18 protein-coding genes are annotated in these 21,963 nt (G+C 59.0%); 10 read left to right on the top strand and 8 right to left on the bottom strand.

All coding sequences use genetic code 11. From position 1 onward, the window contains the following. The first annotated feature begins 51 nt into the window (after positions 1–51). The 4 genes from fhuA to fhuB are packed head-to-tail and all read left to right on the top strand — an operon-like array spanning position 52 to position 6,027. Positions 52–2,304, top strand: a complete 2,253-nt coding sequence (gene fhuA, locus GV764_RS15050; RefSeq protein ID WP_161660840.1) for a ferrichrome porin FhuA — start codon at positions 52–54, stop codon at positions 2,302–2,304. Positions 2,305–2,351: 47 nt separating this feature from the next. Then, entirely contained in the window at positions 2,352–3,149 is a 798-nt protein-coding gene (fhuC, locus tag GV764_RS15045) for a Fe3+-hydroxamate ABC transporter ATP-binding protein FhuC (RefSeq protein ID WP_161660839.1), read from the top strand. Then, positions 3,149–4,045 carry a Fe(3+)-hydroxamate ABC transporter substrate-binding protein FhuD gene (gene fhuD, locus GV764_RS15040; protein ID WP_161660838.1) on the top strand — a complete coding sequence of 299 codons (897 nt, stop codon included), beginning with the start codon at positions 3,149–3,151 and terminating at the stop codon, positions 4,043–4,045. Before fhuC ends, fhuD begins: the two co-directional genes overlap by 1 nt. Continuing rightward, positions 4,042–6,027, top strand: a complete 1,986-nt coding sequence (gene fhuB, locus GV764_RS15035) for a Fe(3+)-hydroxamate ABC transporter permease FhuB (RefSeq protein WP_161660837.1) — start codon at positions 4,042–4,044, stop codon at positions 6,025–6,027. The genes fhuD and fhuB overlap by 4 nt, the downstream gene beginning before the upstream one ends. Positions 6,028–6,059: 32 nt before the next feature. On the opposite strand, the gene GV764_RS15030 is transcribed toward fhuB, so the two are convergent. Then, positions 6,060–6,962, bottom strand: a complete 903-nt coding sequence (locus GV764_RS15030; protein ID WP_161660836.1) for a LysR family transcriptional regulator — start codon at positions 6,960–6,962, stop codon at positions 6,060–6,062. 86 nt (positions 6,963–7,048) lie between these two features. Here GV764_RS15030 and GV764_RS15025 point away from each other — a divergent pair, with 86 nt between their 5' ends. Continuing rightward, entirely contained in the window at positions 7,049–7,828 is a 780-nt protein-coding gene (locus tag GV764_RS15025) for an NAD(P)H-dependent oxidoreductase (protein WP_161660835.1), read from the top strand. 38 nt (positions 7,829–7,866) lie between these two features. Here GV764_RS15025 and hemL read toward each other — a convergent pair whose 3' ends face one another. Beyond that, positions 7,867–9,147 carry a glutamate-1-semialdehyde 2,1-aminomutase gene (gene hemL / locus GV764_RS15020; RefSeq protein WP_161660834.1) on the bottom strand — a complete coding sequence of 427 codons (1,281 nt, stop codon included), beginning with the start codon at positions 9,145–9,147 and terminating at the stop codon, positions 7,867–7,869. Between the two features lie 177 nt (positions 9,148–9,324). Here hemL and clcA point away from each other — a divergent pair, with 177 nt between their 5' ends. Then, positions 9,325–10,734, top strand: coding sequence for a H(+)/Cl(-) exchange transporter ClcA (clcA, locus tag GV764_RS15015; protein WP_161660833.1), 1,410 nt, complete (start codon positions 9,325–9,327; stop codon positions 10,732–10,734). A gap of 132 nt (positions 10,735–10,866) precedes the next feature. After that, positions 10,867–11,211, top strand: coding sequence for an iron-sulfur cluster insertion protein ErpA (gene erpA / locus GV764_RS15010; RefSeq protein WP_125293614.1), 345 nt, complete (start codon positions 10,867–10,869; stop codon positions 11,209–11,211). 50 nt (positions 11,212–11,261) lie between these two features. On the opposite strand, the gene GV764_RS15005 is transcribed toward erpA, so the two are convergent. From GV764_RS15005 to mtnN, 3 genes are read right to left on the bottom strand one after another with little or no spacing between them, the layout of a single operon-like run. Then, positions 11,262–11,882 (bottom strand): TRIC cation channel family protein, encoded by a 621-nt coding sequence (locus GV764_RS15005; protein WP_161660832.1) that lies wholly within the window; start codon positions 11,880–11,882, stop codon positions 11,262–11,264. Positions 11,883–11,891: 9 nt separating this feature from the next. Then, positions 11,892–12,695 carry a vitamin B12 ABC transporter substrate-binding protein BtuF gene (gene btuF / locus GV764_RS15000; protein WP_161660831.1) on the bottom strand — a complete coding sequence of 268 codons (804 nt, stop codon included), beginning with the start codon at positions 12,693–12,695 and terminating at the stop codon, positions 11,892–11,894. Further along, positions 12,688–13,386 carry a 5'-methylthioadenosine/S-adenosylhomocysteine nucleosidase gene (gene mtnN, locus GV764_RS14995; protein WP_161660830.1) on the bottom strand — a complete coding sequence of 233 codons (699 nt, stop codon included), beginning with the start codon at positions 13,384–13,386 and terminating at the stop codon, positions 12,688–12,690. The genes btuF and mtnN overlap by 8 nt, the downstream gene beginning before the upstream one ends. Positions 13,387–13,478: 92 nt before the next feature. Here mtnN and dgt point away from each other — a divergent pair, with 92 nt between their 5' ends. From dgt to GV764_RS14980, 3 genes are all read left to right on the top strand, one after another. Then, positions 13,479–14,993 carry a dGTPase gene (dgt, locus tag GV764_RS14990; RefSeq protein WP_161660829.1) on the top strand — a complete coding sequence of 505 codons (1,515 nt, stop codon included), beginning with the start codon at positions 13,479–13,481 and terminating at the stop codon, positions 14,991–14,993. A 138-nt stretch (positions 14,994–15,131) separates the two neighbouring features. Further along, on the top strand, positions 15,132–16,562 hold the full coding sequence (degP, locus tag GV764_RS14985; RefSeq protein WP_161660828.1) for a serine endoprotease DegP: 1,431 nt from the start codon (positions 15,132–15,134) through the stop codon (positions 16,560–16,562). Positions 16,563–16,688: 126 nt separating this feature from the next. Next, positions 16,689–17,846: a CdaR family transcriptional regulator gene (locus GV764_RS14980; protein ID WP_125293608.1), complete on the top strand. Its 1,158-nt coding sequence runs from the start codon at positions 16,689–16,691 to the stop codon at positions 17,844–17,846. Positions 17,847–17,888: 42 nt separating this feature from the next. On the opposite strand, the gene GV764_RS14975 is transcribed toward GV764_RS14980, so the two are convergent. The 3 genes from GV764_RS14975 to glnD all read right to left on the bottom strand — a co-directional run bounded on the left by GV764_RS14975 (position 17,889) and on the right by glnD (position 21,915). Further along, the gene (locus GV764_RS14975; protein ID WP_125293607.1) at positions 17,889–18,275 is read right to left on the bottom strand and encodes a DUF3461 family protein; all 387 of its coding nucleotides are present in this window, start codon (positions 18,273–18,275) and stop codon (positions 17,889–17,891) included. Positions 18,276–18,383: 108 nt separating this feature from the next. Beyond that, positions 18,384–19,208, bottom strand: a complete 825-nt coding sequence (dapD, locus tag GV764_RS14970; protein ID WP_161660827.1) for a 2,3,4,5-tetrahydropyridine-2,6-dicarboxylate N-succinyltransferase — start codon at positions 19,206–19,208, stop codon at positions 18,384–18,386. Between the two features lie 31 nt (positions 19,209–19,239). Continuing rightward, entirely contained in the window at positions 19,240–21,915 is a 2,676-nt protein-coding gene (glnD, locus tag GV764_RS14965; RefSeq protein ID WP_161660826.1) for a bifunctional uridylyltransferase/uridylyl-removing protein GlnD, read from the bottom strand. Between the last annotated feature and the right edge of the window lie 48 nt (positions 21,916–21,963).

The following is a 21,963-nucleotide window of genomic DNA, read 5'->3' as shown; positions in this document are numbered from 1 at the left end:
AATAATTATCGTTTACGTTATCATTCGTCATATTCACGTAGAGAAAATCCAATGGCGCGTCCAGACACTGCTCAGCCAGTCAGTACCTCACTGCGTAAAATCGCAGTGATGATAGCCACAGCAGTCGGCAGCATTTCTGCTCCGGTTTTTGCGGCTGACACCACTCAAAAAGAAGACACCATCACCGTTACCGCAGCGGCTCCGCAGGAAAGCGCATGGGGCCCGGCGGCTACCATCGCGGCCAGACAGTCTGCCACCGCCACCAAAACGGATACGCCTATCCAGAAGGCACCGCAGTCCATTTCCGTGGTCACCGCCGAAGAGATGGCGCTGCACCAGCCGAAATCCGTGAAGGAAGCCCTGAGCTACACGCCGGGCGTGGCTGTGGGAACCCGTGGCGCATCCAACACTTATGACTACCTGATCATTCGCGGTTTCGCCTCCGACGGCCAGAGCCAGAATAACTATCTGAACGGCCTGAAGATGCAGGGCAACTTCTATAACGATGCGGTGATTGACCCGTATATGCTGGAGCGCGCCGAAGTGCTGCGCGGCCCGGTTTCCGTGCTGTACGGCAAGAGCAACCCGGGCGGCCTGTTGAACATGGTCAGCAAGCGTCCGACCACCGAGCCGCTGTACGAAGTCCAGTTCAAGATGGGCACCGATAGCCTGTATCAGACTGGTTTTGATTTCAGCGATGCGCTGGATGACGACGGGGTTTACTCGTATCGCTTAACCGGCCTGGCGCGTTCGGCGAATGCCCAGCAGCAGGGCGCGGAAGAGCAGCGTTACGCCATCGCGCCGTCGTTTAGCTGGCGTCCGGATGACAAAACTAACTTCACGTTCCTCTCTTACTTCCAGAACGAACCGGAAACGGGTTATTACGGCTGGTTGCCGAAAGAGGGCACGGTAACCACGCTGCCGAACGGCAGCCGCCTGCCGACCGATTTCAACGAAGGCGCGGAAAACAACACCTACTCGCGTAACGAGAAAATGGTGGGTTACAGCTTCGAACACGGCTTTAACGACACCTTTACCGTGCGTCAGAACCTGCGTTACGCGCAGAACAAAACCTCGCAAAAAAGCGTTTACGGTTATGGGATGTGTTCCGATCCGCTGTACACCGGCGATCCGGATAACAGCCCATGCGCAACCATCGCGCCGTCAGAATGGGACCACACCCTGACCCGCCGTTATGTGGACGATTACGAGAAATTAGAGAACTTCGCGGTTGATACCCAACTGCAAAGCACCTTTGCTACCGGCTCCGTGGACCACACCCTGCTGACCGGCGTCGACTTCATGCGCATGCGTAACGACATCAACTCCTGGTTTGGCTGGGCAGGTTCCGTGGCGTCATCGGATATCTATAACCTCGACCGCAGCGATTTTGATTTCGACGCTCACCCTGGCCCAGGCGCGGCGTACCGGGTGCTGAACAAGCAGAAACAGACCGGCGTTTACGTGCAGGATCAGGCGCAGTGGGACAAACTGCTGGTGACGCTGGGCGGCCGTTACGACTGGGCGGAGCAGGATTCGCTGGATCGTGAAGCGAATATCCAGCACTCGCGCAATGATAACGAGTTCACCTGGCGCGGCGGCGTAAACTACCTGTTCGACAACGGCGTGACCCCGTACTTCAGCTACAGCGAGTCGTTCGAACCGGCCTCTACCGTAGGCCAGAATGGCAGCATCTTCGCGCCGTCGAAAGGCAAACAGTACGAAGCGGGCGTGAAGTACGTTCCGGAAGACCGTCCGATCGTGCTGACCGGCGCGGTGTACCAGCTCACCAAAACCAACAACCTGATGGCCGATCCTGCGGGCTCATTCTTCTCGGTTGAAGGCGGCGAAATCCGCGCGCGCGGCGTTGAACTGGAGGCCAAAGCGGCGCTTTCTGCGAGCATCAACATGGTGGGTTCTTACACCTATACCGATGCGGAATACACCACCGACACCGACTACAAAGGCAACACCCCGGCTCAGGTGCCAAAACACATGGCATCGCTGTGGGGTGATTACACGATGTTTGACGGCCCGCTCTCCGGCCTGACCCTGGGCACCGGCGTGCGTTATACCAGCGCCAGCTACGGCGATCCGGCGAACTCTTTTAAAGTCGGCAGCTACACCCTGGTGGATGCGCTGGTCCGCTACGACCTGGCGCGTGTAGGCATGGCGGGCTCCAACGTGGCGTTGCACGTCAACAATCTGTTCGATCGTGAATACGTCGCCAGCTGCTTCAACACCTATGGCTGCTTCTGGGGCGCGGAACGTCAGGTTGTCGCGACCGCCACCTTCCGTTTCTGATCCGTTTTCGGGCACGGTTCGCCGTGCCCTTTATCAAGTTGATGACTATGCAGGATAAACAGACGCATCCCGATACCACTTTTTCTCTGCGCGATATCACCTTCCGGGTGCCAGGCCGAACCCTGCTTCACCCGCTCTCATTGACCTTTCCTGTCGGTAAAGTGACGGGCCTGATCGGCCATAACGGTTCCGGGAAATCCACCCTGCTGAAAATGCTTGGCCGCCATCAGAAGCCGTCCGACGGCGATCTGCTGCTCAACGATTTGCCGCTCGACCAGTGGACCAGCAAAGCCTTTGCCCGCCAGGTGGCCTATCTCCCGCAGCAACTGCCGCCCGCCGAAGGCATGACGGTGCGCGAGCTGGTGGCGATTGGCCGTTATCCGTGGCACGGCGCGTTAGGGCGTTTCGGCGTGGCCGATCGTGAGAAAGTGGAAGAGGCTATCGAGCTGGTAGGGCTGAAGCCGTTCGCCCATCGTCTGGTGGACAGCCTGTCCGGCGGCGAACGCCAGCGGGTGTGGATTGCGATGCTGGTGGCTCAGGACAGCCGCTGTTTATTGCTGGATGAACCGACATCGGCGCTGGATATCGCCCACCAGGTGGACGTGCTGGCGCTGATCCATCGCCTGAGCCAGCAAAAAGGCTTAACAGTGATCGCCGTGCTGCACGATATCAACATGGCGGCGCGCTACTGTGATTATCTGGTGGCGCTGCGCGGCGGCGAAATGATTGCCCAGGGCGACCCTGCCGCCATGATGCAGAGCGAAACCCTGGAACGCATTTACGGTATTCCTATGGGGATACTGCCCCATCCTGCGGGCGCGGCCCCGGTGAGCTTTGTCTACTGATGTCTGATTCCCTGTTAACCCTGATTTCCCGTCGTCGTCTGGTGACGGCGATGGCGCTGTCGCCGCTGCTGTGGCAAATGGGTTCCGCCCGCGCCGCAACGGTCGACCCGCATCGCGTGGTGGCGCTGGAGTGGCTGCCTGTTGAACTGCTGATGGCGCTTGGCGTGATGCCTTACGGCGTGGCCGATATTGTTAACTACAAAATGTGGGTCAATGAGCCTGCATTGCCGGACACGGTGATCGACGTCGGGCTGCGTACCGAGCCGAATCTTGAACTGCTGGCGCAAATGAAACCGTCAATGTTGGTCTGGTCCACAGGCTATGGCCCGTCAGAAGAGACGTTACGGCCTATCGCGCCGGGGCGCGGCTTCAGCTTCAGCGACGGGAAACAACCCCTGACCAAAGCGCGCAACTCGCTGCTGGAGATGGGCGAACTGCTGGGGCTTTCCCGGGCGGCGCACACGCATCTGGATACGTTTGACGCTTATCTGGCGCAGATGAAACCGCGCTTTGCCGGACGGGGAAATCGTCCGATCCTGATGATGACCCTGATGGACGAGCGCCACGTGCTGGTGATTGGCGAAAACAGCCTGTTCCAGCAGGTAATGGATGTGATGGGCATTCCCAACGCCTGGCACGGCGAAACCAATTTCTGGGGCAGCGCCGTGGTGGGTATCGAACGGCTGGCGGCGATAAAAGACGCTGATGTGCTGTGCTTTGAACACGGCGATGACGCCCTGATGAAACGTATCGCCGTCACCCCGCTGTGGAACGCGATGCCGTTTATCCGCCAGCAGCGCTTCCAGCGCGTGCCCGCCGTGTGGTTCTACGGCGCGACCCTGTCGTCGATGCATTTCTGCCGGGTACTGGATGCGGCGCTGGGAGGCAAAGCATGAGGGCCAAAAGCAATCTGCTCGCGCCGGTGCTGTTGTCGGTGATGTTTCTGGCCGGGCTGTGGCTCACCTGGTTTAACCTCAATCATCAACTGCCGCGCGACCAGTGGAGCGCAGCGCTGTGGCACCCCAGCCAGGATGTCCTCGATCAAATGCTGTTCCACTACAGCGCGCTGCCGCGCCTGGCGCTGTCGCTGCTGGTTGGCGCAGGGCTGGGCCTGGTAGGGGTGCTGTTCCAGCAGGTGCTGCGCAATCCGCTGGCGGAGCCGACCACGCTTGGGGTGGCGACGGGCGCGCAACTGGGCGTTGCCATCGCCACGCTGTGGGCGCTGCCCGGCGGCTATATGACTTCGCAGTTCGCCGCGCTGGCGGGCTCGGCGCTGGTGGGGCTGATCGTTTTCGGCGTCGCCTGGAATAAACGCCTGTCGCCCATCACGCTGATTCTGGCGGGGCTGGTGGTCAGCCTGTACTGCGGCGCGGTGAATCAGCTGATTGTGATTTTCCATCACGACCAGCTGCAAAGCGTATTTTTATGGAGCACCGGGGCGCTGAACCAGACCGACTGGAGCATTGTCTCCCGGCTGTGGCCGCAACTGCTGGGCGGCGTGATGCTGACGCTCTTGCTGCTGCGCCCGCTTACCCTGATGGGCCTCGATGACGGCGTGGCGCGCAATCTGGGTCTGGCGCTCTCCATGGCGCGCCTGGCGGCGCTGGTGCTGGCTATCGCGATTAGTGCCCTGTTGGTTAACGCCGTGGGGATTATCGGTTTTATCGGCTTGTTTGCGCCGCTGCTGGCGAAAATGCTCGGCGCGCGCCGCCTGCTGTCCCGGCTGATCCTCGCGCCGCTGATTGGCGCGCTGATCCTGTGGCTCTCCGATCAGATGATTGTCTGGCTGACGCGGGTGTGGATGGAAGTGTCCACCGGCGCGGTGACGGCGTTAATCGGCGCGCCGCTGCTGCTGTGGCTGCTGCCGCGCCTGCGCACCCAGAGCGCGCCGTCGCTTGACGCGGGCGATCATATTCCTGGCGAGCGCCAGCACGTGCTGCTCTTCAGCCTGGCGGGCCTTGGGGCGCTGCTGCTGCTGATTGCCGTTGCCCTGACGTTTGGCCGTGATGCGCACGGCTGGACCTGGGCCAGCGGCGATCTGTTGCGCGACCTGCTGCCGTGGCGCTGGCCGCGCGTGCTGGCGGCGATGACCGCAGGCTGCATGCTGGCGGTAGCGGGCTGCATTATCCAGCGGCTGACCGGCAACGCCATGGCGAGCCCGGAAGTGCTGGGCATCAGCTCCGGCGCGGCGTTTGGCGTGGTATTGATGCTGTTCCTGGTGCCGGGAGACGCCTATGGCTGGCTGCTGCCTGCCGGGAGTCTGGGCGCTGCCGCCACGCTGCTGATTATCATGATCGCCGCCGGGCGCGGCGGGTTTTCTCCGCACCGGATGCTGCTCGCCGGGATGGCGTTAAGTACCGCCTTCACCATGCTGCTGATGATGCTGCAGGCCAGCGGCGATCCGCGGATGGCGAAAGTCATCACCTGGATTTCCGGGTCGACCTACAGCGTGACCGGCCAGCACGCGGTGTACAGTTTTATCGTGATGCTGGCGCTGCTGGCGCTGACGCCGCTGTGCCGCCGCTGGTTGACCGTACTGCCGCTGGGCGGCGATACGGCGCGGGCGGTGGGGCTGGCGCTCACGCCATCGCGCGTGGCGTTGCTGATGCTGGCGTCGGGCCTGACGGCGGCGGCGACCATGACTATCGGCCCGCTGAGTTTCGTCGGGCTGATGGCCCCGCACATCACCCGGATGATGGGGTTCCGTCGCGCATTGCCGCAGTTGGTCATTTCCGCGCTGCTTGGCGGGCTGCTGCTGGTGGTCGCCGACTGGTGCGGACGAATGGTGATGTTCCCGTACCAGATCCCCGCCGGGTTGCTGTCGACCTTTATCGGCGCGCCGTACTTTGTGTATCTGCTGCGTAAGCAGAGCCGTTAAAAGAGCCGGCCTCTTTCGTTCTGGAAGGGGCCTTATTCTGCCGAAACCGCACGGGCGATAAACTCGCGCAGCCACTGATGCGCCGGGTCGCGGTGTACCCGCTCGGGCCAGAGCATCATCTTCTCAAACCCTGCGATCTCAATCGGCGCGTCCAGCACGCGCAGCGCCGGATCGTCGCGCACCAGCCGTTCCGGCAACATCGCCACCAGCCTGGTGCGGCTCAACACGGCGCTGACAAAGCTGAAGTGCGGCACCGACAGCACCACGTTGCGGCTTAACCCCAGTTTCGCCAGCGCCTCGTCGGTGCTGCCGGCAAAACCGCCGCCGTCCGGCGAGACAATCACATGCTCCAGTTGGCAAAACTGCGCCAGATCCGGCGCGCGTTGCAGTTCAGGATGATCGTGGCGGCACACCAGCCGGTAATTTTCATCGAACAGGAAACGGCTACGCAGTTCCGGCGGCGCGCCGGTGCGGGTAAAAATCGCCAGATCCAGTTTGTCATGCTCCATCGCAGCGGAGAGCCGGGTTGAGGGGATTTCCAGCAGCGCCAGACGGCAGTGCGGGGCGGCCTGGCGCAGCCCGTCCAGCGCGGGCAGCAGGACGGAATATTCGCTGTAATCCGAGGCGGCGATGCGCCAGGTAATGGACGCCTGTGCAGGATCGAAGGGCTGCGGTGAGGCGATGGCATGATCCAGCGCCCGCAGCGCCTGACGTAACGGCTCGCGCAGCGCGTCGGCCCTGGCGGTAGGGCGCATGCCGCGCGGCCCCGGCAGCAGCAGCGGATCGCCTAATGATTCGCGGAGTTTAGCTAACTGCACGCTGACCGAGGGTTGAGAAAGATGCAGCCGCGCCGCCGCGCGCGTGACGTTCTGCTCGGTAAGCAGCGCATCCAGCGTCAGAAGTAAGTTCAGATCCAGACCAGTGAGATTGTTCATCGCTATACCTGATATATAGGCTATTCATTTCCACTATACCTGTCGAAGAGCGATGCTGGCGTCACTTTTCATCAGGAGAAATGAATATGAATGTACTGATTGTCTATGCCCATCCGGAACCCCAGTCGCTAAACGGGGCGCTAAAACAGGCTATGGTGACGCAGCTAACCGCGCTGGGCCATCAGGTCCAGGTGTCCGATCTGTATGCCATGAACTGGAAGGCCCCGCTGGATGCGGCGGACTTTACCCGCGATCGCCAGGGCAAGCCGTTCGATCCGGCGGAGGATTCAAAACGGGGTTACGAACAGGGATTACAGACCCCGGATATCACCCGCGAGCAGGAAAAACTGCGCTGGGCGGATACGGTGATTTTTCAGTTCCCGCTGTGGTGGTTCTCGATGCCCGCCATAATGAAGGGCTGGTTTGAGCGCGTCTACGCTTACGGTTTTGCCTATGGCGTGGGCGAACATTCTGATAGCCACTGGGGCGACCGCTACGGCGAGGGCAATATGACCGGCAAGCGCGCCATGCTGGTGATCACGGCGGGCGGCTGGGAGAGCCATTACCACCCGCGCGGCATCAACGGCGGGATCGACGACATTCTGTTTCCCATCCACCACGGGATGCTGTGGTATCCGGGTTTCGATGTGCTGCCGCCGCACGTGATTTATCGCGCCCATAAGATGGACGATGCGCGTTTTCAGGTGGAGTGCGAGAAGCTGGAGGCGCGGATGAAAACCCTGGAACAAACAGCCCCGCTGCCGTTTCGTCGACAGAACTTCGGCGACTACCTGATCCCGTCGTTAATCCTGAGGCCGGAACTGGCGGAAGGGGAGAGCGGATTACGCGTGCATCTGCAACGCTAAAAGAAAGCGGCCCGCGCCGGATAGCGCGGGCCTGAGTATTACAACCTGGCGAACACCTGACGCGCCGCGTCAATGGTGTTATCGATATCTTCTTCGCTGTGCGCTACGGACATAAAGCCTGCTTCAAACGCCGACGGCGCAAGGTAAACGCCTTCTTCCAGCATCAGATGGAAGAAGCGCTTAAAGCGCTCGACATCGCAGCCCAGTACGTCCTGATAGCAGGTCACGCTCGGCGCATCGGTAAAGAACAGGCCGAACATGCCGCCGACGTGGTTCACCACCAGCGGGATCCCTGCCTCCTGCGCCGCTTCGCGCAGGCCTTCCGCCAGACGGGTAGTCAGGTCGGTCAGGGTGGCGTGAATGCCCGGCTGGGCCACTTCGGTCAGACAGGCGTAGCCCGCCGCCATAGCAATCGGGTTGCCGGACAGCGTTCCCGCCTGGTAAACCGGGCCGGTTGGCGCCAGCGCTTCCATGATTTCACGGCGTCCGCCGAACGCGCCCACCGGCATACCGCCGCCGATGATTTTACCCAGGCAGGTCAGATCCGGCTCCACGCCGTAATAAGACTGCGCGCCCGCCAGCGCCACGCGGAAGCCGGTCATCACTTCATCAATAATCAGCAGCGCGCCGAATTCGTCGCACAGCGCACGCAGGCCCGGCAGGAAGTCCGGCTGAGGCGGAATGCAGTTCATGTTGCCGGCAACCGGCTCGACGATAATACAGGCGATGTCCTGCGGATACTGCTCAAACGCCTCGCGCACCGAGGCGAGATCGTTGTAGGTGCAGGTCAGGGTGTGTTTGGCGAAATCCGCCGGGACGCCCGGCGAGTTTGGCTGGCCGAGCGTCAACGCGCCGGACCCGGCTTTCACCAACAGGCAGTCGGCGTGGCCGTGATAGCAGCCTTCGAATTTGATGATTTTATCGCGATGGGTGTAACCGCGCGCCAGGCGGATTGCGCTCATGGTGGCTTCGGTGCCGGAGTTCACCATCCGCACCATATCCATCGTCGGCACCAGTTCGGTCACCAGCTGCGCCATGTTGACTTCCATCTCGGTGGGCGCGCCAAAGCTTAAACCGCGCTGGGCGGCTTCGATGACCGCGTTGCGGATGGCGGGGTGGTTATGTCCCAGCACCATCGGACCCCAGGAGCCCACGTAGTCGATATAGGCTTTTCCGTCGGCGTCATACAGGTAAGCCCCATCGGCGCGCTCAATGAAAAGTGGTGTGCCCCCTACGCCGGTAAACGCGCGGACCGGTGAATTAACCCCGCCAGGGATAAGCTCGCGTGCGGCAGCGTAGAGATGTTCAGACTTACTCATGAATCGGCTCCTGATTCGTGGAATGGGTAACAACGGGCTATTCTAAGGGATCCACGGAAGGTAATAAAAGTTTTGCCCGATTAAAGCATCATAATTCGAAGGGATTTTCCTCGCGACGCCTGGCTTCAGGGCGAGTAAAATGCCGCGCGTTAAAAAACTACCTAAAAATGATGATGTATGAACTCTGAGAACTCCTCGTTTGAAGCACAGCAGTTTATCCGCCTGACGCGGCGCGAGCGGATCCGGCAATTGCTTAATCGCGATAAAACCCCCGTCGCGATCCTGTTGATGGCCGCCGTGGTCGGCACGCTCACCGGTCTGGCGGGCGTGGCGTTTGATAAAGCCGTCGAGTGGGTGCAGTTAAACCGCATGATGCTGTTGGCCAGCACCGCAGACCGTGCATGGCTGGTCTGGCCGCTGGCGTTTATCGTTTCGGCGCTGCTGGCGATGTTCGGCTACTGGCTGGTGCGCCGTTTTGCGCCGGAAGCCGGCGGTTCGGGCATCCCGGAAATCGAAGGCGCGATGGAAGAATTACGCCCGGTGCGCTGGTGGCGCGTGTTGCCGGTGAAGTTTTTCGGCGGCATGGGAACGCTGGGCGCGGGCATGGTGCTGGGGCGCGAAGGGCCGACCGTGCAGATCGGCGGCAATATCGGGCGCATGGTGCTGGATGTTTTCCGCATGCGCAGCGCAGAGGCGCGCCATACGCTGCTGGCGACCGGCGCGGCGGCGGGCCTTTCTGCGGCCTTTAACGCGCCGCTGGCGGGCATCTTGTTTATCATCGAAGAGATGCGCCCGCAGTTTCGCTACAGCCTGATTTCCATTAAGGCGGTGTTCACCGGCGTGATTATGTCGAGCATTGTGTTTCGCGTGTTTAACGGCGAAACGGCGATTATCGATGTCGGTCAACTCTCCAACGCGCCGATCCATACCCTGTGGCTGTATCTGGTATTGGGGATGATTTTTGGCATTGTCGGGCCGCTGTTTAACGCGCTGGTGCTGAAAGCGCAGGATATCTTCGCCCGCATCCACGGCGGCAATATCACCCGGTGGGTGTTGATCGGCGGATTAATCGGCGGGCTGTGCGGCGTGCTGGGGCTGATCGAGCCCAGCGCGGCGGGGGGCGGCTTTAATCTGATCCCCATTGCGGCGGCGGGCAATTTTACCGTCGGGATGCTGCTGTTTATCTTTATCACCCGCATCATCACTACGGTGCTGTGCTTTTCCTCTGGCGCGCCGGGCGGCATTTTTGCGCCGATGCTGGCGCTGGGGACGCTGCTGGGCACCGCGTTCGGCATGGCCTGTATCGCCTGGTTCCCGGCGTGGCAGCTGGAGCCGGGCACCTTTGCCATCGCCGGAATGGGGGCGTTGTTCGCCGCGTCGGTGCGCGCGCCGCTGACCGGTATCGTGCTGGTTCTGGAAATGACCGACAATTATCAGCTCATATTGCCAATGATTATTACCTGCCTGGGTGCCACACTGCTGGCGCAGTTCCTGGGCGGCAAGCCGCTCTATTCCACGATCCTCGCGCGTACGCTCGCGAAACAGGAAGCGGAGCGGCAGCAGGCTGCCCGACCGGAGAATACTTGAACGATTTACCAGGGTATTAGATAATGACCAAAAGATTGGGTGATATCCGTCATACTTCTGGCCGTTTCTTTCCCGGGACCGCCTCCAGCATTCGGTTAATTACCCGAATCGCCGTATCAATGGGAGCAAATAATGAGTGATGACGTAGCGCTGCCTCTGCAATTTACCGATGCAGCAGCCAATAAAGTAAAAAGCCTGGTTGCCGATGAAGAGAACCCGAACCTGAAACTGCGTGTGTATATCACCGGTGGCGGTTGCAGCGGCTTCCAGTATGGTTTTACCTTTGATGACCAGATCAACGAAGGCGACATGACCATTGAAAAACAGGGTGTCGCGCTGGTGGTCGATCCGATGAGCCTGCAATATCTTGTGGGCGGCGCGGTGGATTACACCGAAGGGCTGGAAGGTTCTCGCTTCGTGGTGACTAACCCGAATGCCACCAGCACCTGCGGCTGCGGTTCTTCATTCAGTATCTGAGCCATAACGCCGATAAAAAAAGCCGTGATTGCATCACGGCTTTTTTGTTTTCAGGCGCGGTCATCCAGCGCGAAGGTCGGCAGCTTTAAGTGCCAGCGGATCGCCGCCAGCCGGATTGCCAGCGTTACCACCATGCCCACCATACTGGCCTGTTCCAGCGGCATGCCGAACAGATAGAAGGCGTTGGCATGAACAATGCCGCCGATAATACAGGCGGTGGCGTAGATTTCGGTGCGCAGGATCATCGGCACTTCGCGCGCCAGCACGTCGCGGATAATCCCGCCGCCCACGCCGGTCAGTACGCCCATACACACCGCCACCAGCGGGCCGGTCCCGGCCATAAAGGCTTTGTTCACCCCGATGCCGACAAACACCGCCAGCCCAACCGCATCCAGCACCGGTAGCACCCATTTCGGCAGACGGCGCGGCTGGCGCACCAGCACAATGGTCAGCATACAGGTGACCATCGCCACCACCAGATCGGTCGGATCTTTTACCCAGAATACCGGGCCGTGGGCGAGGGCCATATCGCGGATGGTGCCGCCGCCCACGGCAGTCACCACGCCCAGTACCAGTACGCCGAACGGATCCATCCGCAGCTTACCGGCCAGTAAAACCCCTGAAATAGCAAAAACGGCAGTACCAATGATATCCAGCCAATAGACCAGCATTGCTCACCCTCAGTTTGTTGTTTCCGCCATTGCCTGGCAGAGCTGTTTTGCGGCGAGGATAATACGCGGGCCTGACCGTTCAAACCAGTCGTCGTGAAGGGCAATAACCGGAACTTTGAGCTGGTCATGCCAAAATTGCGATGTTTTTGGGATATTGCGCTGTTCACCGGCCACCACAATGGCCTGCGGCTTACGCATCAGCACCTGCTCGCGGCTGACCTGCGGCCAGGGTACGCGGCTGTCGGCAAAGATGTTTTCACCGCCGCACACTTCCAGAATCTGATTTTGCAGGGAGGACTTTCCGGAGGTAAACAGCGGGTGATCGCCGAACTGGAGAAAAACCCGGGTTTTTGGTTTATCGGCGTACTGTTTTCGCAGCGCGGCAAATTCCGTAGCCAGCTTGTCGGCGGCGGCGTTGGCCTGTTCGGGCGTTGGACTCCATTTTGCCAGTTGGCGCAGTGCGGCAACGATATCGTCCACGGTCAGCGGATCGAGCCACAGCACCTCGATACCCAGCGCTTTTAGCTGGTTAACCTGGCGCTCCGGGTTGCCGCCGCGCCAGGCGACAACCAGATCCGGTTTTAGCGCCACGATACGTTCAAAGTTCATGCCCTGCCAGTTGGCCACCTGCTCAAGCTTTTTGGCGGCTTCCGGGTAGTCGGAATAGTAACTGACGGCAATGGGCGTAATGCCTGCGGCAAACGCCAGTTCGGTGTTGCCCGGCGAAAGGGTAATGACGCGCGGCGCGGCAAACAGCCACGCCGGAAGCAGTAAAAGGGCGCACAGCGCCCCGAAGCGTTTGAACTTAGCCATGCTGGAGCTGTTGGAGCAGCGTTTCAACCATCAGGCTGGACTGCTTCGCCGCCACCGCCAGAAACTCGTCAAAGCTGAGATGGGATTGCTGATCCGCCACGTCGGAAATGGCGCGCACCACCACGAACGGCACGCCGAAGTTATGGCACACGTGCGCCACGGCGGTAGCTTCCATTTCAACGGCAATCGCATTCGGGAAATGCTGGCGGATTTTCGCCAGGTTTTCCGCGCCGTTGATAAACGCGTCGCCGCTCACCACCAGGCCGCGCACCGCGTGGAGATCCAGTTTCTGAATGCAGGCTTCGGCTGCGGCAATCAGCTTTTCATCGGCTTTAAAGCCTGCCGGGCAGCCCGGCAGCTGGCCGTATTCGTAGCCGAACGCGGTAACGTCGGCATCGTGATAGCGCACGTCTTCCGACACCACGATATCGCCCACTTTCAGCGTCGGCGCCAGGCCGCCCGCGGAGCCGGTATTGATAATGACGTCAGGTTTACAGTGTTCCAGCAGCAGGGTTGCGCCCATCGCCGCCGCCACTTTACCAATTCCCGATTTCAGCAGCGCCACGTCGGTTCCGTTTAAGGTTCCGGTATAAATTTCGCAACCGGCAATGTTCAGGGTTTGACGGTTTTCGATTTTGTCGCGCAGAAGGGTGACTTCTTCTTCCATTGCGCCAATGATGCCTGCTTTCATAGAGATACTCGCTAAATGTTAGATTCAGGGGCATAGTCTATCATGGCAATGGCAGGGAAATAATTCGCTTCTGATTAAGAGCTGGAGGGCTTATGGCTGAGTTCGACTTTCGCAATAAGATTAACTGGCGTCGCCGCTACCGCTCGCCGCAGGGCGTGAAAAGCGAGCATGAAATTGTGCGCATTTTTGAAAGCGATCGCGGACGCATCGTTAACTCTCCCGCCATTCGTCGCCTCCAGCAGAAAACCCAGGTGTTTCCCCTTGAGCGCAACGCTGCGGTGCGCACCCGTTTGACCCATTCCATGGAAGTACAGCAGGTAGGCCGCTATATCGCCAAAGAGGTGCTCAGCCGCCTGAAGGAGCGCAGGCTGCTGGCGGAGTACGGGTTAGATGAGCTCACCGGTCCGTTCGAAAGTATTGTGGAGATGTCCTGCCTGATGCATGACATCGGTAATCCGCCGTTTGGCCACTTTGGCGAAGCGGCGATAAACGACTGGTTTCGCCAGCGGCTGGTGCCAGCCGACGCCACCAGCCAGCCGCTCAGCGGCGATCGCTGCCAGGTGGCGGTGTTGCAACTGCACGAAGGCGAGGACGCGCTGAACGCTTTGCGGCGTAAAGTGCGCAATGATATTTGCCAGTTTGAAGGCAATGCCCAGGGCATCCGGCTGGTGCATACGCTGCTGCGCATGAATCTCACCTGGGCGCAGGTCGGGGGGATTTTAAAATATACCCGCCCCGCCTGGTTTACCGGCCCCACGCCGGAAAGCCACAGCTATTTGATGAAAAAACCGGGCTTTTACCTCTCGGAAGAAGAGTACATTGTACGGTTACGTAAAGAACTCTCACTGGATGAATACTGCCGATTTCCATTGACGTGGATTATGGAAGCCGCTGATGACATCTCCTATTGCGTTGCGGATTTAGAAGACGCGGTGGAGAAACGCATTTTCAGCGCCGAGCAACTGTACCAGCATTTGCGCGACGCCTGGGGCGACCATCAGTCTGGCGATCTGTTTGCCCAGGTGGTGCAAAACGCCTGGGATAAATCGATGACCAATTCCATGCAGCGTAGCGTGGAAGATCAGTTCTTTATGTATTTAAGGGTGAACACGCTGAATAAACTGGTGCCCTATGCGGCTCAGCGTTTTATTGATAATTTACCGACCATTTTCCCGGGCTGTTTTAATCATGCGCTGCTGGAAGATGACAGCCCATATAGCCGCCTCCTGAAGCTTTATAAAAATGTCGCGGTGCGCCACGTATTTAGCCATCCGGATGTTGAACAGCTCGAATTACAGGGTTACCGGGTGATTAAGGGACTGTTAGATATATATCAACCGTTGTTGCTGCTGGGCGCAGACGACTTCCGGTTATTAGTGGAAGAGGCCAGTGGCCGACGCTTACCCATTGAAACCCGGCTATTTCATAAATTGTCGGGGCGGCACCGCCTGGCCTATATTGAAGCAATGAGTCACGTTAATCGTAATGATGCTGCTTTTCCGGTTTGGGAATATTATTATCGTTGTCGTCTTATCCAGGATTATATTAGCGGCATGACCGATCTTTATGCATGGGATGAATACCGCAAGCTGATGGCGGTAGAATAATATCCGAAAGTTTTGTAAAGACGGCCAATAAATTTTTACTTTTCAAGAAATTCAGCCGTGGAACTTCACGCGCTAAAATCACTCTGATAGTCACGTTCACAGCAATTTTGCCTGACTAATTAATTGAGAATGAAACAGATGAAAAAAACCACGTTAGCATTGAGTGCGCTGGCTCTGAGCATGGGCCTGGCATTAAGTCCTGTCTCCGCTGTCGCTGCTGAAACCGCCTCGGCGGCATCGGTTGCTCAACCGATGCCAAGCCTGGCGCCGATGCTTGAAAAAGTCATGCCTTCAGTGGTGAGCATTAATGTGGAAGGAACCACGGCGGTCAACAACCCGCGCCTTCCGCGTAACTTCCAGCAGTTCTTCGGCGACGACTCGCCGTTCTGCCAGGACGGTTCGCCGTTCCAGAGTTCGCCGTTCTGCCAGGGCGGCGGTGCCGGTCCGCAAGGCGGTCAGCAGCAGAAATTTATGGCGCTGGGTTCCGGCGTTATCATTGATGCCGCCAAAGGCTATGTGGTCACCAACAACCACGTGGTAGATAACGCCACCAGCATCAAAGTACAGCTCAGCGATGGCCGCAAGCTGGACGCCAAAATGGTCGGTAAGGACCCGCGTTCCGATATCGCGCTGATCCAAATCCAGGATCCGAAAAACCTGACGGCGATTAAACTGGCCGATTCTGACGCGCTGCGCGTCGGCGACTACACCGTGGCGATCGGTAACCCGTTTGGCCTCGGCGAGACCGTGACGTCCGGGATTGTGTCGGCGCTGGGCCGTAGCGGCCTGAACGCTGAAAACTACGAAAACTTTATCCAGACCGATGCGGCGATCAACCGGGGTAACTCCGGCGGCGCGCTGGTTAATCTGAACGGCGAACTGATCGGGATTAACACCGCGATCCTCGCGCCGGACGGCGGCAACATTGGTATCGGCTTCGCCATCCCGAGCAACATGGTGAAAAACCTGACCAGCCAGATGGTGGAATACGGTCAGGTGCGCCGTGGCGAACTGGGCATCATGGGGACTGAGCTGAACTCCGAACTGGCGAAAGCCATGAAGGTCGATGCCCAGCGCGGCGCGTTCGTCAGCCAGGTGATGCCGAACTCCTCTGCGGCCAAAGCGGGCGTGAAGGCGGGCGACGTGATCGTCTCGCTGAACGACAAGCCGATTAACAGCTTCGCGGCACTGCGCGCTCAGGTTGGCACCATGCCGGTGGGCAGTAAACTCACTCTGGGCCTGCTGCGCGACGGCAAACCGACGTCGGTGACGCTGGAACTCCAGCAGAGCAGCCAGAACCAGGTGGATTCTTCTTCCATCTTCAACGGGATTGAAGGCGCGGAGATGAGCAACCAGACTGGCAATAATCCGGGCGTGGTGGTGAATAGCGTGAAAACCGGTTCTCAGGCGGCGCGTATCGGCCTGAAAAAAGGCGATATTATCCTGGGTGCTAACCAGCAGCCGGTGAAAAACATCGCTGAACTGCGCAAAATTCTCGACAGCAAACCGTCGGTGCTGGCGCTGAACGTAAAACGCGGCGATACCACGCTTTACCTGCTGATGCAGTAATGGTTGAAGGGTTTTTTGTGACCCTTTCCACAACTCCATAGTCTGGCCCCGCGCATTGTGCATTTGCCCAATGCGCGGGGTTTTTTTGTGCCTTATTCTGAACCATTGATTGAGCGGAGGGGCACAATGGCGGGTTGGCATCTTGATACCAAAATGGCGCAGGATATCGTGTCACGCACGATGCGCATCATTGATACCAATATCAACGTTATGGATGCTCGCGGGCGTATCATCGGCAGCGGCGACCAGGAGCGTATTGGTGAATTGCACGAAGGCGCGCTGCTGGTGCTTTCTCAGGGCCGCGTGGTGGATATCGACGATGCGGTGGCGCGCAGCCTGCACGGCGTGCGTCAGGGGATTAACCTGCCGCTGCGTATTGAAGGGGAAATTGTCGGCGTGATCGGCCTGACGGGCGATCCGGTGCATCTGCGCAAGTACGGCGAGCTGGTGTGCATGACGGCCGAGATGATGCTTGAGCAGTCGCGTCTGATGCACATGCTGGCGCAGGATACCCGTCTGCGCGAAGAGCTGGTGATGAACCTGATCCAGACCGAAGAGCATACCCCGGCGCTGATGGAATGGGCGCAGCGTTTAGGTATCGATCTGAACCAGCCCCGCGTGGTCGCCGTGGTGGAGGTGGACAGCGGCCAGCTCGGCGTCGACAGCGCCATGGCGGAGCTGCAACAGTTGCAAACCGCGCTCACCACGCCCGAACGCAATAATCTGGTGGCGATCGTTTCGCTGACCGAAATGGTGGTACTGAAGCCCGCGCTCAATGCCTTTGGTCGTTGGGATGCGGAAGATCACCGTCGCCGCGTCGAGCAGCTGATCGCCCGGATGAAAGAGAGCGGGCATCTGCGTTTTCGCGTGGCGCTCGGCAACTACTTTACCGGGCCAGGCAGCATTGCCCGCTCCTGGCGTACCGCGCGCACGACCATGATGGTCGGCAAACAGCGCATGCCGGACGTGCGCAGCTATTTCTATCAGGATCTGATGCTGCCGGTGCTGCTGGACAGTTTGCGCGGCGGCTGGCAAGCCAATGAGCTGGCGCGCCCGCTGGCGAAGCTGAAAGCGATGGACAACAACGGCCTGCTGCGTCGCACCCTGACCGCGTGGTTTCGTCACAACGTACAGCCGCTGGCGACGTCCAAGGCGCTGTTTATCCATCGCAATACGCTGGAATACCGTCTGAACCGGATCTCGGAACTGACCGGGCTGGATCTGGGGAATTTTGACGACAGGTTACTGCTGTATATTGCGTTACAGCTCGACGAACAACGCTAACAGAGGAAAGCAGGGCGGGGGAGAATACCCGCCCTGAGAGAATTATTTACGGGTAAGTTTTTCCAGATCGGCTTCGATTTCGTTGATCTTATTGGTCACCACACTTTCCAGATGACGCAGATCGTCGAGAATTTTACGCTTCAGATCCACTTCAGTACGGTCGCGCATGCAGATTTGATCCAGCTCGTCGATCACGTAACGCAGATTTGGGCTGATCTCCTGCACTTCTTTGTAACCCTGCCCTACGCCATCAGCCACCACGGTTTTGCGCTGGCGCGGATATTTAAACTTCACGCTCTTGGCAAAAAACTCGCCTTTATCCTTACGAAAGTAGATTTTCAGGATGTCGTTGTTGGCTTCCTGCCGGAGGCTGTACCGGTCAATCTCTTCAGGATTGGTGATCCCCAGACTCTTCAGATTATCGTACATAGCGGTATCCTTAGCGAAACATTAACCCAGAAATAATTAATGAAATAATTCGTTAATGCCACAACCGGGTACAAAAAAGGCGGGTTATCCCGCCTTTTTTATTCATCTTTAGTCGATAGTGCGAAGCAGCTCATTAATGCCCACTTTGCCGCGCGTTTTGGCATCGACTTTTTTGACGATTACCGCACAGTATAGGCTGTATTTGCCGTCTTTCGAAGGCAGGTTGCCGGAGACCACGACGGAGCCAGCCGGAACGCGGCCATAATGCACTTCGCCGGTTTCACGGTCATAAATACGGGTGCTCTGGCCGATGTACACGCCCATGGAAATCACTGAACCTTCTTCCACGATCACGCCTTCCACCACTTCAGAACGCGCGCCGATAAAGCAGTTGTCTTCGATGATGGTGGGGTTGGCCTGTAACGGCTCCAGTACGCCGCCGATGCCTACGCCGCCGGACAGGTGAACGTTTTTACCGATCTGCGCGCAAGAGCCCACGGTCGCCCAGGTATCGACCATGGTGCCTTCATCCACGTATGCGCCGATGTTCACATAGGACGGCATTAGCACGGTGTTGCGGGCAATAAACGCACCCTGGCGCACCGCTGCGGGCGGCACCACGCGGAAACCTTCTTTCTGGAAACGCGCCTGGTCATAGTCGGCGAATTTCATCGGCACTTTATCGAAGTAGCGGCTTTCCGCACCGTCGATGACCTGGTTGTCATTGATGCGAAAAGAAAGCAGCACCGCTTTTTTCAGCCATTGATGCGTCACCCACTGGCCGTCGATCTTCTCCGCCACGCGTAGCGCGCCGGAATCAAGAAGCGCGATAACCTGGTTCACCGCTTCACGGGTGACGGTATCCACATTCGCGGGAGTGATGTCGGCGCGACGCTCGAAAGCGGCTTCAATAACGTTTTGTAACTGCTGCATTGTCTCTTTCCATATTGCGTAAAAAAATTCGTTACCCTTTATCGTTTGGATTGAGGGCGGCTGTCAACCGTTGTTGCACCTCTAGTTGCAGCGCATTATTAAGGGCACGCCGGTCCGCATTTGCGATTATAAATAAATCTTCTACTCGCTCCCCAATTGTCGTGATTCTCGCCCCGTGGAGCGAAATTCCCAGGTCCGCGAACACCTGGCCGACGCGCGCCAGAAGCCCTGGCTGATCGAGGGCTATCAGCTCCATAAACGATTTCCGATCGGTGTGGGTCGGCAGAAAATTGACCTCGGTCTCAACGGTAAAGTGGCGCAGTTTGGCGGCCTGGCGACGCGGCTGCGGCGGATGCCAGGTGCGCTGGGTAATGGCCTGTTCCAGGCCATAGCGAATCGCTTCGTGGCGATCCGCCGCCAGCGGTTTGCCGTCCGGCTCCAGCACGATAAAGGTATCCATCGCCATGCCGTCGCGGGTGGTGAAGATCTGCGCGTCATGGACGCTGAGATTGCGCCGGTCGAGTTCCGCGCACACGGCGGCGAACAGGTAAGGACGGTCCGGGCTCCAGATGAAGATTTCGGTGCCGCCGCGCGTGGCCTGCGGACTTAGCAGGATCAGCGGCTTGCTGAGATCGTGTTGCAGCAGGTGGCGGGCATGCCAGGCAAGCTGGTTCGGGCTGTGGCGCACAAAATAGTTGGCCCGGCAGCGGGCCCAGATGCGGTGCAGCGCTTCTTCATCAATATTGTCCATGCGCAGTAGCGCCAGCGCCTGAAGCTGATGATGACGCACCCGCTCGCGCATGTCCGGCGTGTTCTGCATCCCGCGCCGCAGCTGTTTTTCAGTGGCGAAATAGAGTTCGCGCAGCAGGCTCTGCTTCCAGCTGTTCCACAGGGTTTCATTGGTGGCGCAGATATCCGCCACCGTCAGACACACCAGGAAGCGCAGGCGGTTTTCGGTTTGCACCTCTTCGGCAAACTGCTTGATCACTTCCGGATCCTGAATATCGCGGCGCTGGGCGGTGACCGACATCAGCAGATGATGACGCACCAGCCAGGCCACCAACTGTGTTTCCCGCGAGTTCAGGCCATGCAGTTCGGCGAACTTCAGCACGTCCTGCGCGCCCAGCACCGAGTGGTCGCCGCCCCGGCCTTTGGCGATATCGTGGAACAGCGCGGCAATCAGGATCAGCTCCGGGTGGGTGAGGCGCGGCCAGAGCTCCACGCATAAAGGATGCTTCTGGCGCGTCTCTTCCAGCGCGAAGCTCTCCAGTTTCTGCATCACCCGGATGGTGTGTTCATCCACCGTATAGGCGTGGAACAGGTCGAACTGCATCTGGCCGACGATATGCGACCACTGCGGCATATAGGCGCCGAGCACGCTGTGGCGGTGCATGGGCAGCAGCCCGCGGCTCACCGCGCCCGGGTGGCGCAGCATCGATAAAAACAGGCTGCGCGCCTCCGGGATATAACACAGCGGCTCCGTTAAATGACGACGCGCGTGGCGCAGATGGCGCAGCGTGGTGGAGTAAATGCCGGTGATGTCGCGGTTACGCACCATGGCGTAAAACATGCGCAGAATGGCCTGCGGCTCGCGGATAAACAGGTTCTCATCGCGCAGATCGATAAGCGTGCCGCGTAGCTGGAAGTCATCATCCAGCGGACGCGGCTTTTCATCAGCGGGCAGCGCCAGAATCGCCTCATCAAACAGCTGCAACAGCATATGGTTGAGTTCGCCGACCCGGCGCGTCACCCGGTAAAAATCCTTCATCATCTGCTCGACGGGCTCATTGCCGTCGCCCTGATAGTGCAGGCGCTGGGCTACGCTGAGCTGGCGATCGAACAGCAGGCGGTTGTCATAGCGGTTAAGCTCAAGATGCAGCGCGAAGCGAATGCGCCACAATACGTGCTGGCACTCGTCCAGCTCGTTGCGTTCGGCCTCGGTCAGAAAGCCGAAGCCGACCATTTCGCTCAGCGACGTCGCGCCAAAGTGCCGCCGCGCCACCCACTGTAAGGTGTGGATATCGCGCAGGCCGCCGGGACTGCTTTTTATGTCGGGCTCAAGGTTGTAGCTGGTGCCGTGGTAGCGTTTATGGCGCTCCTGCTGCTCATCGACCTTGGCGGCGAAAAAGCGCTCGGAAGGCCAGAAACCTTCTGAAAAGATATGCTTATGCAATTCCAGGAACAGCGCCACGTCGCCAGTTAACAATCGGGATTCAATCAGGTTGGTGGCGACGGTGAGATCGGATAACCCCTCCAGCAGGCACTCTTCCAGGGTGCGCACGCTGTGGCCCACTTCCAGTTTCACGTCCCACAGCAGGGTCAGCAGCTCGCCAACTTTCAGGGACTGCGCCTCGCTTAACCGCTTGCGGCTCAGGATCAGCAAATCGATGTCGGACAAAGGATGCAGCTCGCCGCGCCCGTAGCCGCCCACCGCGACTAACGCCGCTTCGCTCAGTTCACCGAAGCCGTATTCAATCCACAACCGCTGCAACAACTGGTCGATAAATTCAGTCCGCGCCTCAATCAGCGTTTCTGCGGACAACCCACTGTCAAAGGCGCTGGCCAGCCACTGCTGGAACTGGTCGATATGCGCTTTGATAGCCTGGCAGTGCAGGTCCGCCTGCGGCCAGACGCCTGGGTTATCAGGCTGGCCGGGCAGGGTGGGGATAATGGTGCTGACGAAAGGTTCAGGTAAGGTATTACTCATGGCGCCACCCCAAAGGAAATTAGTTTGCCCAACGATTCAGGGAACCCG

The organism is Atlantibacter hermannii (genome assembly GCF_009907385.1).
In the GTDB taxonomy this organism is placed as follows: Bacteria; Pseudomonadota; Gammaproteobacteria; order Enterobacterales; family Enterobacteriaceae; genus Atlantibacter; species Atlantibacter hermannii_A.
The sequence above is the reverse complement of the archived record's forward strand: the minus strand, read 5'-3'. Positions and strand labels throughout refer to the sequence as shown.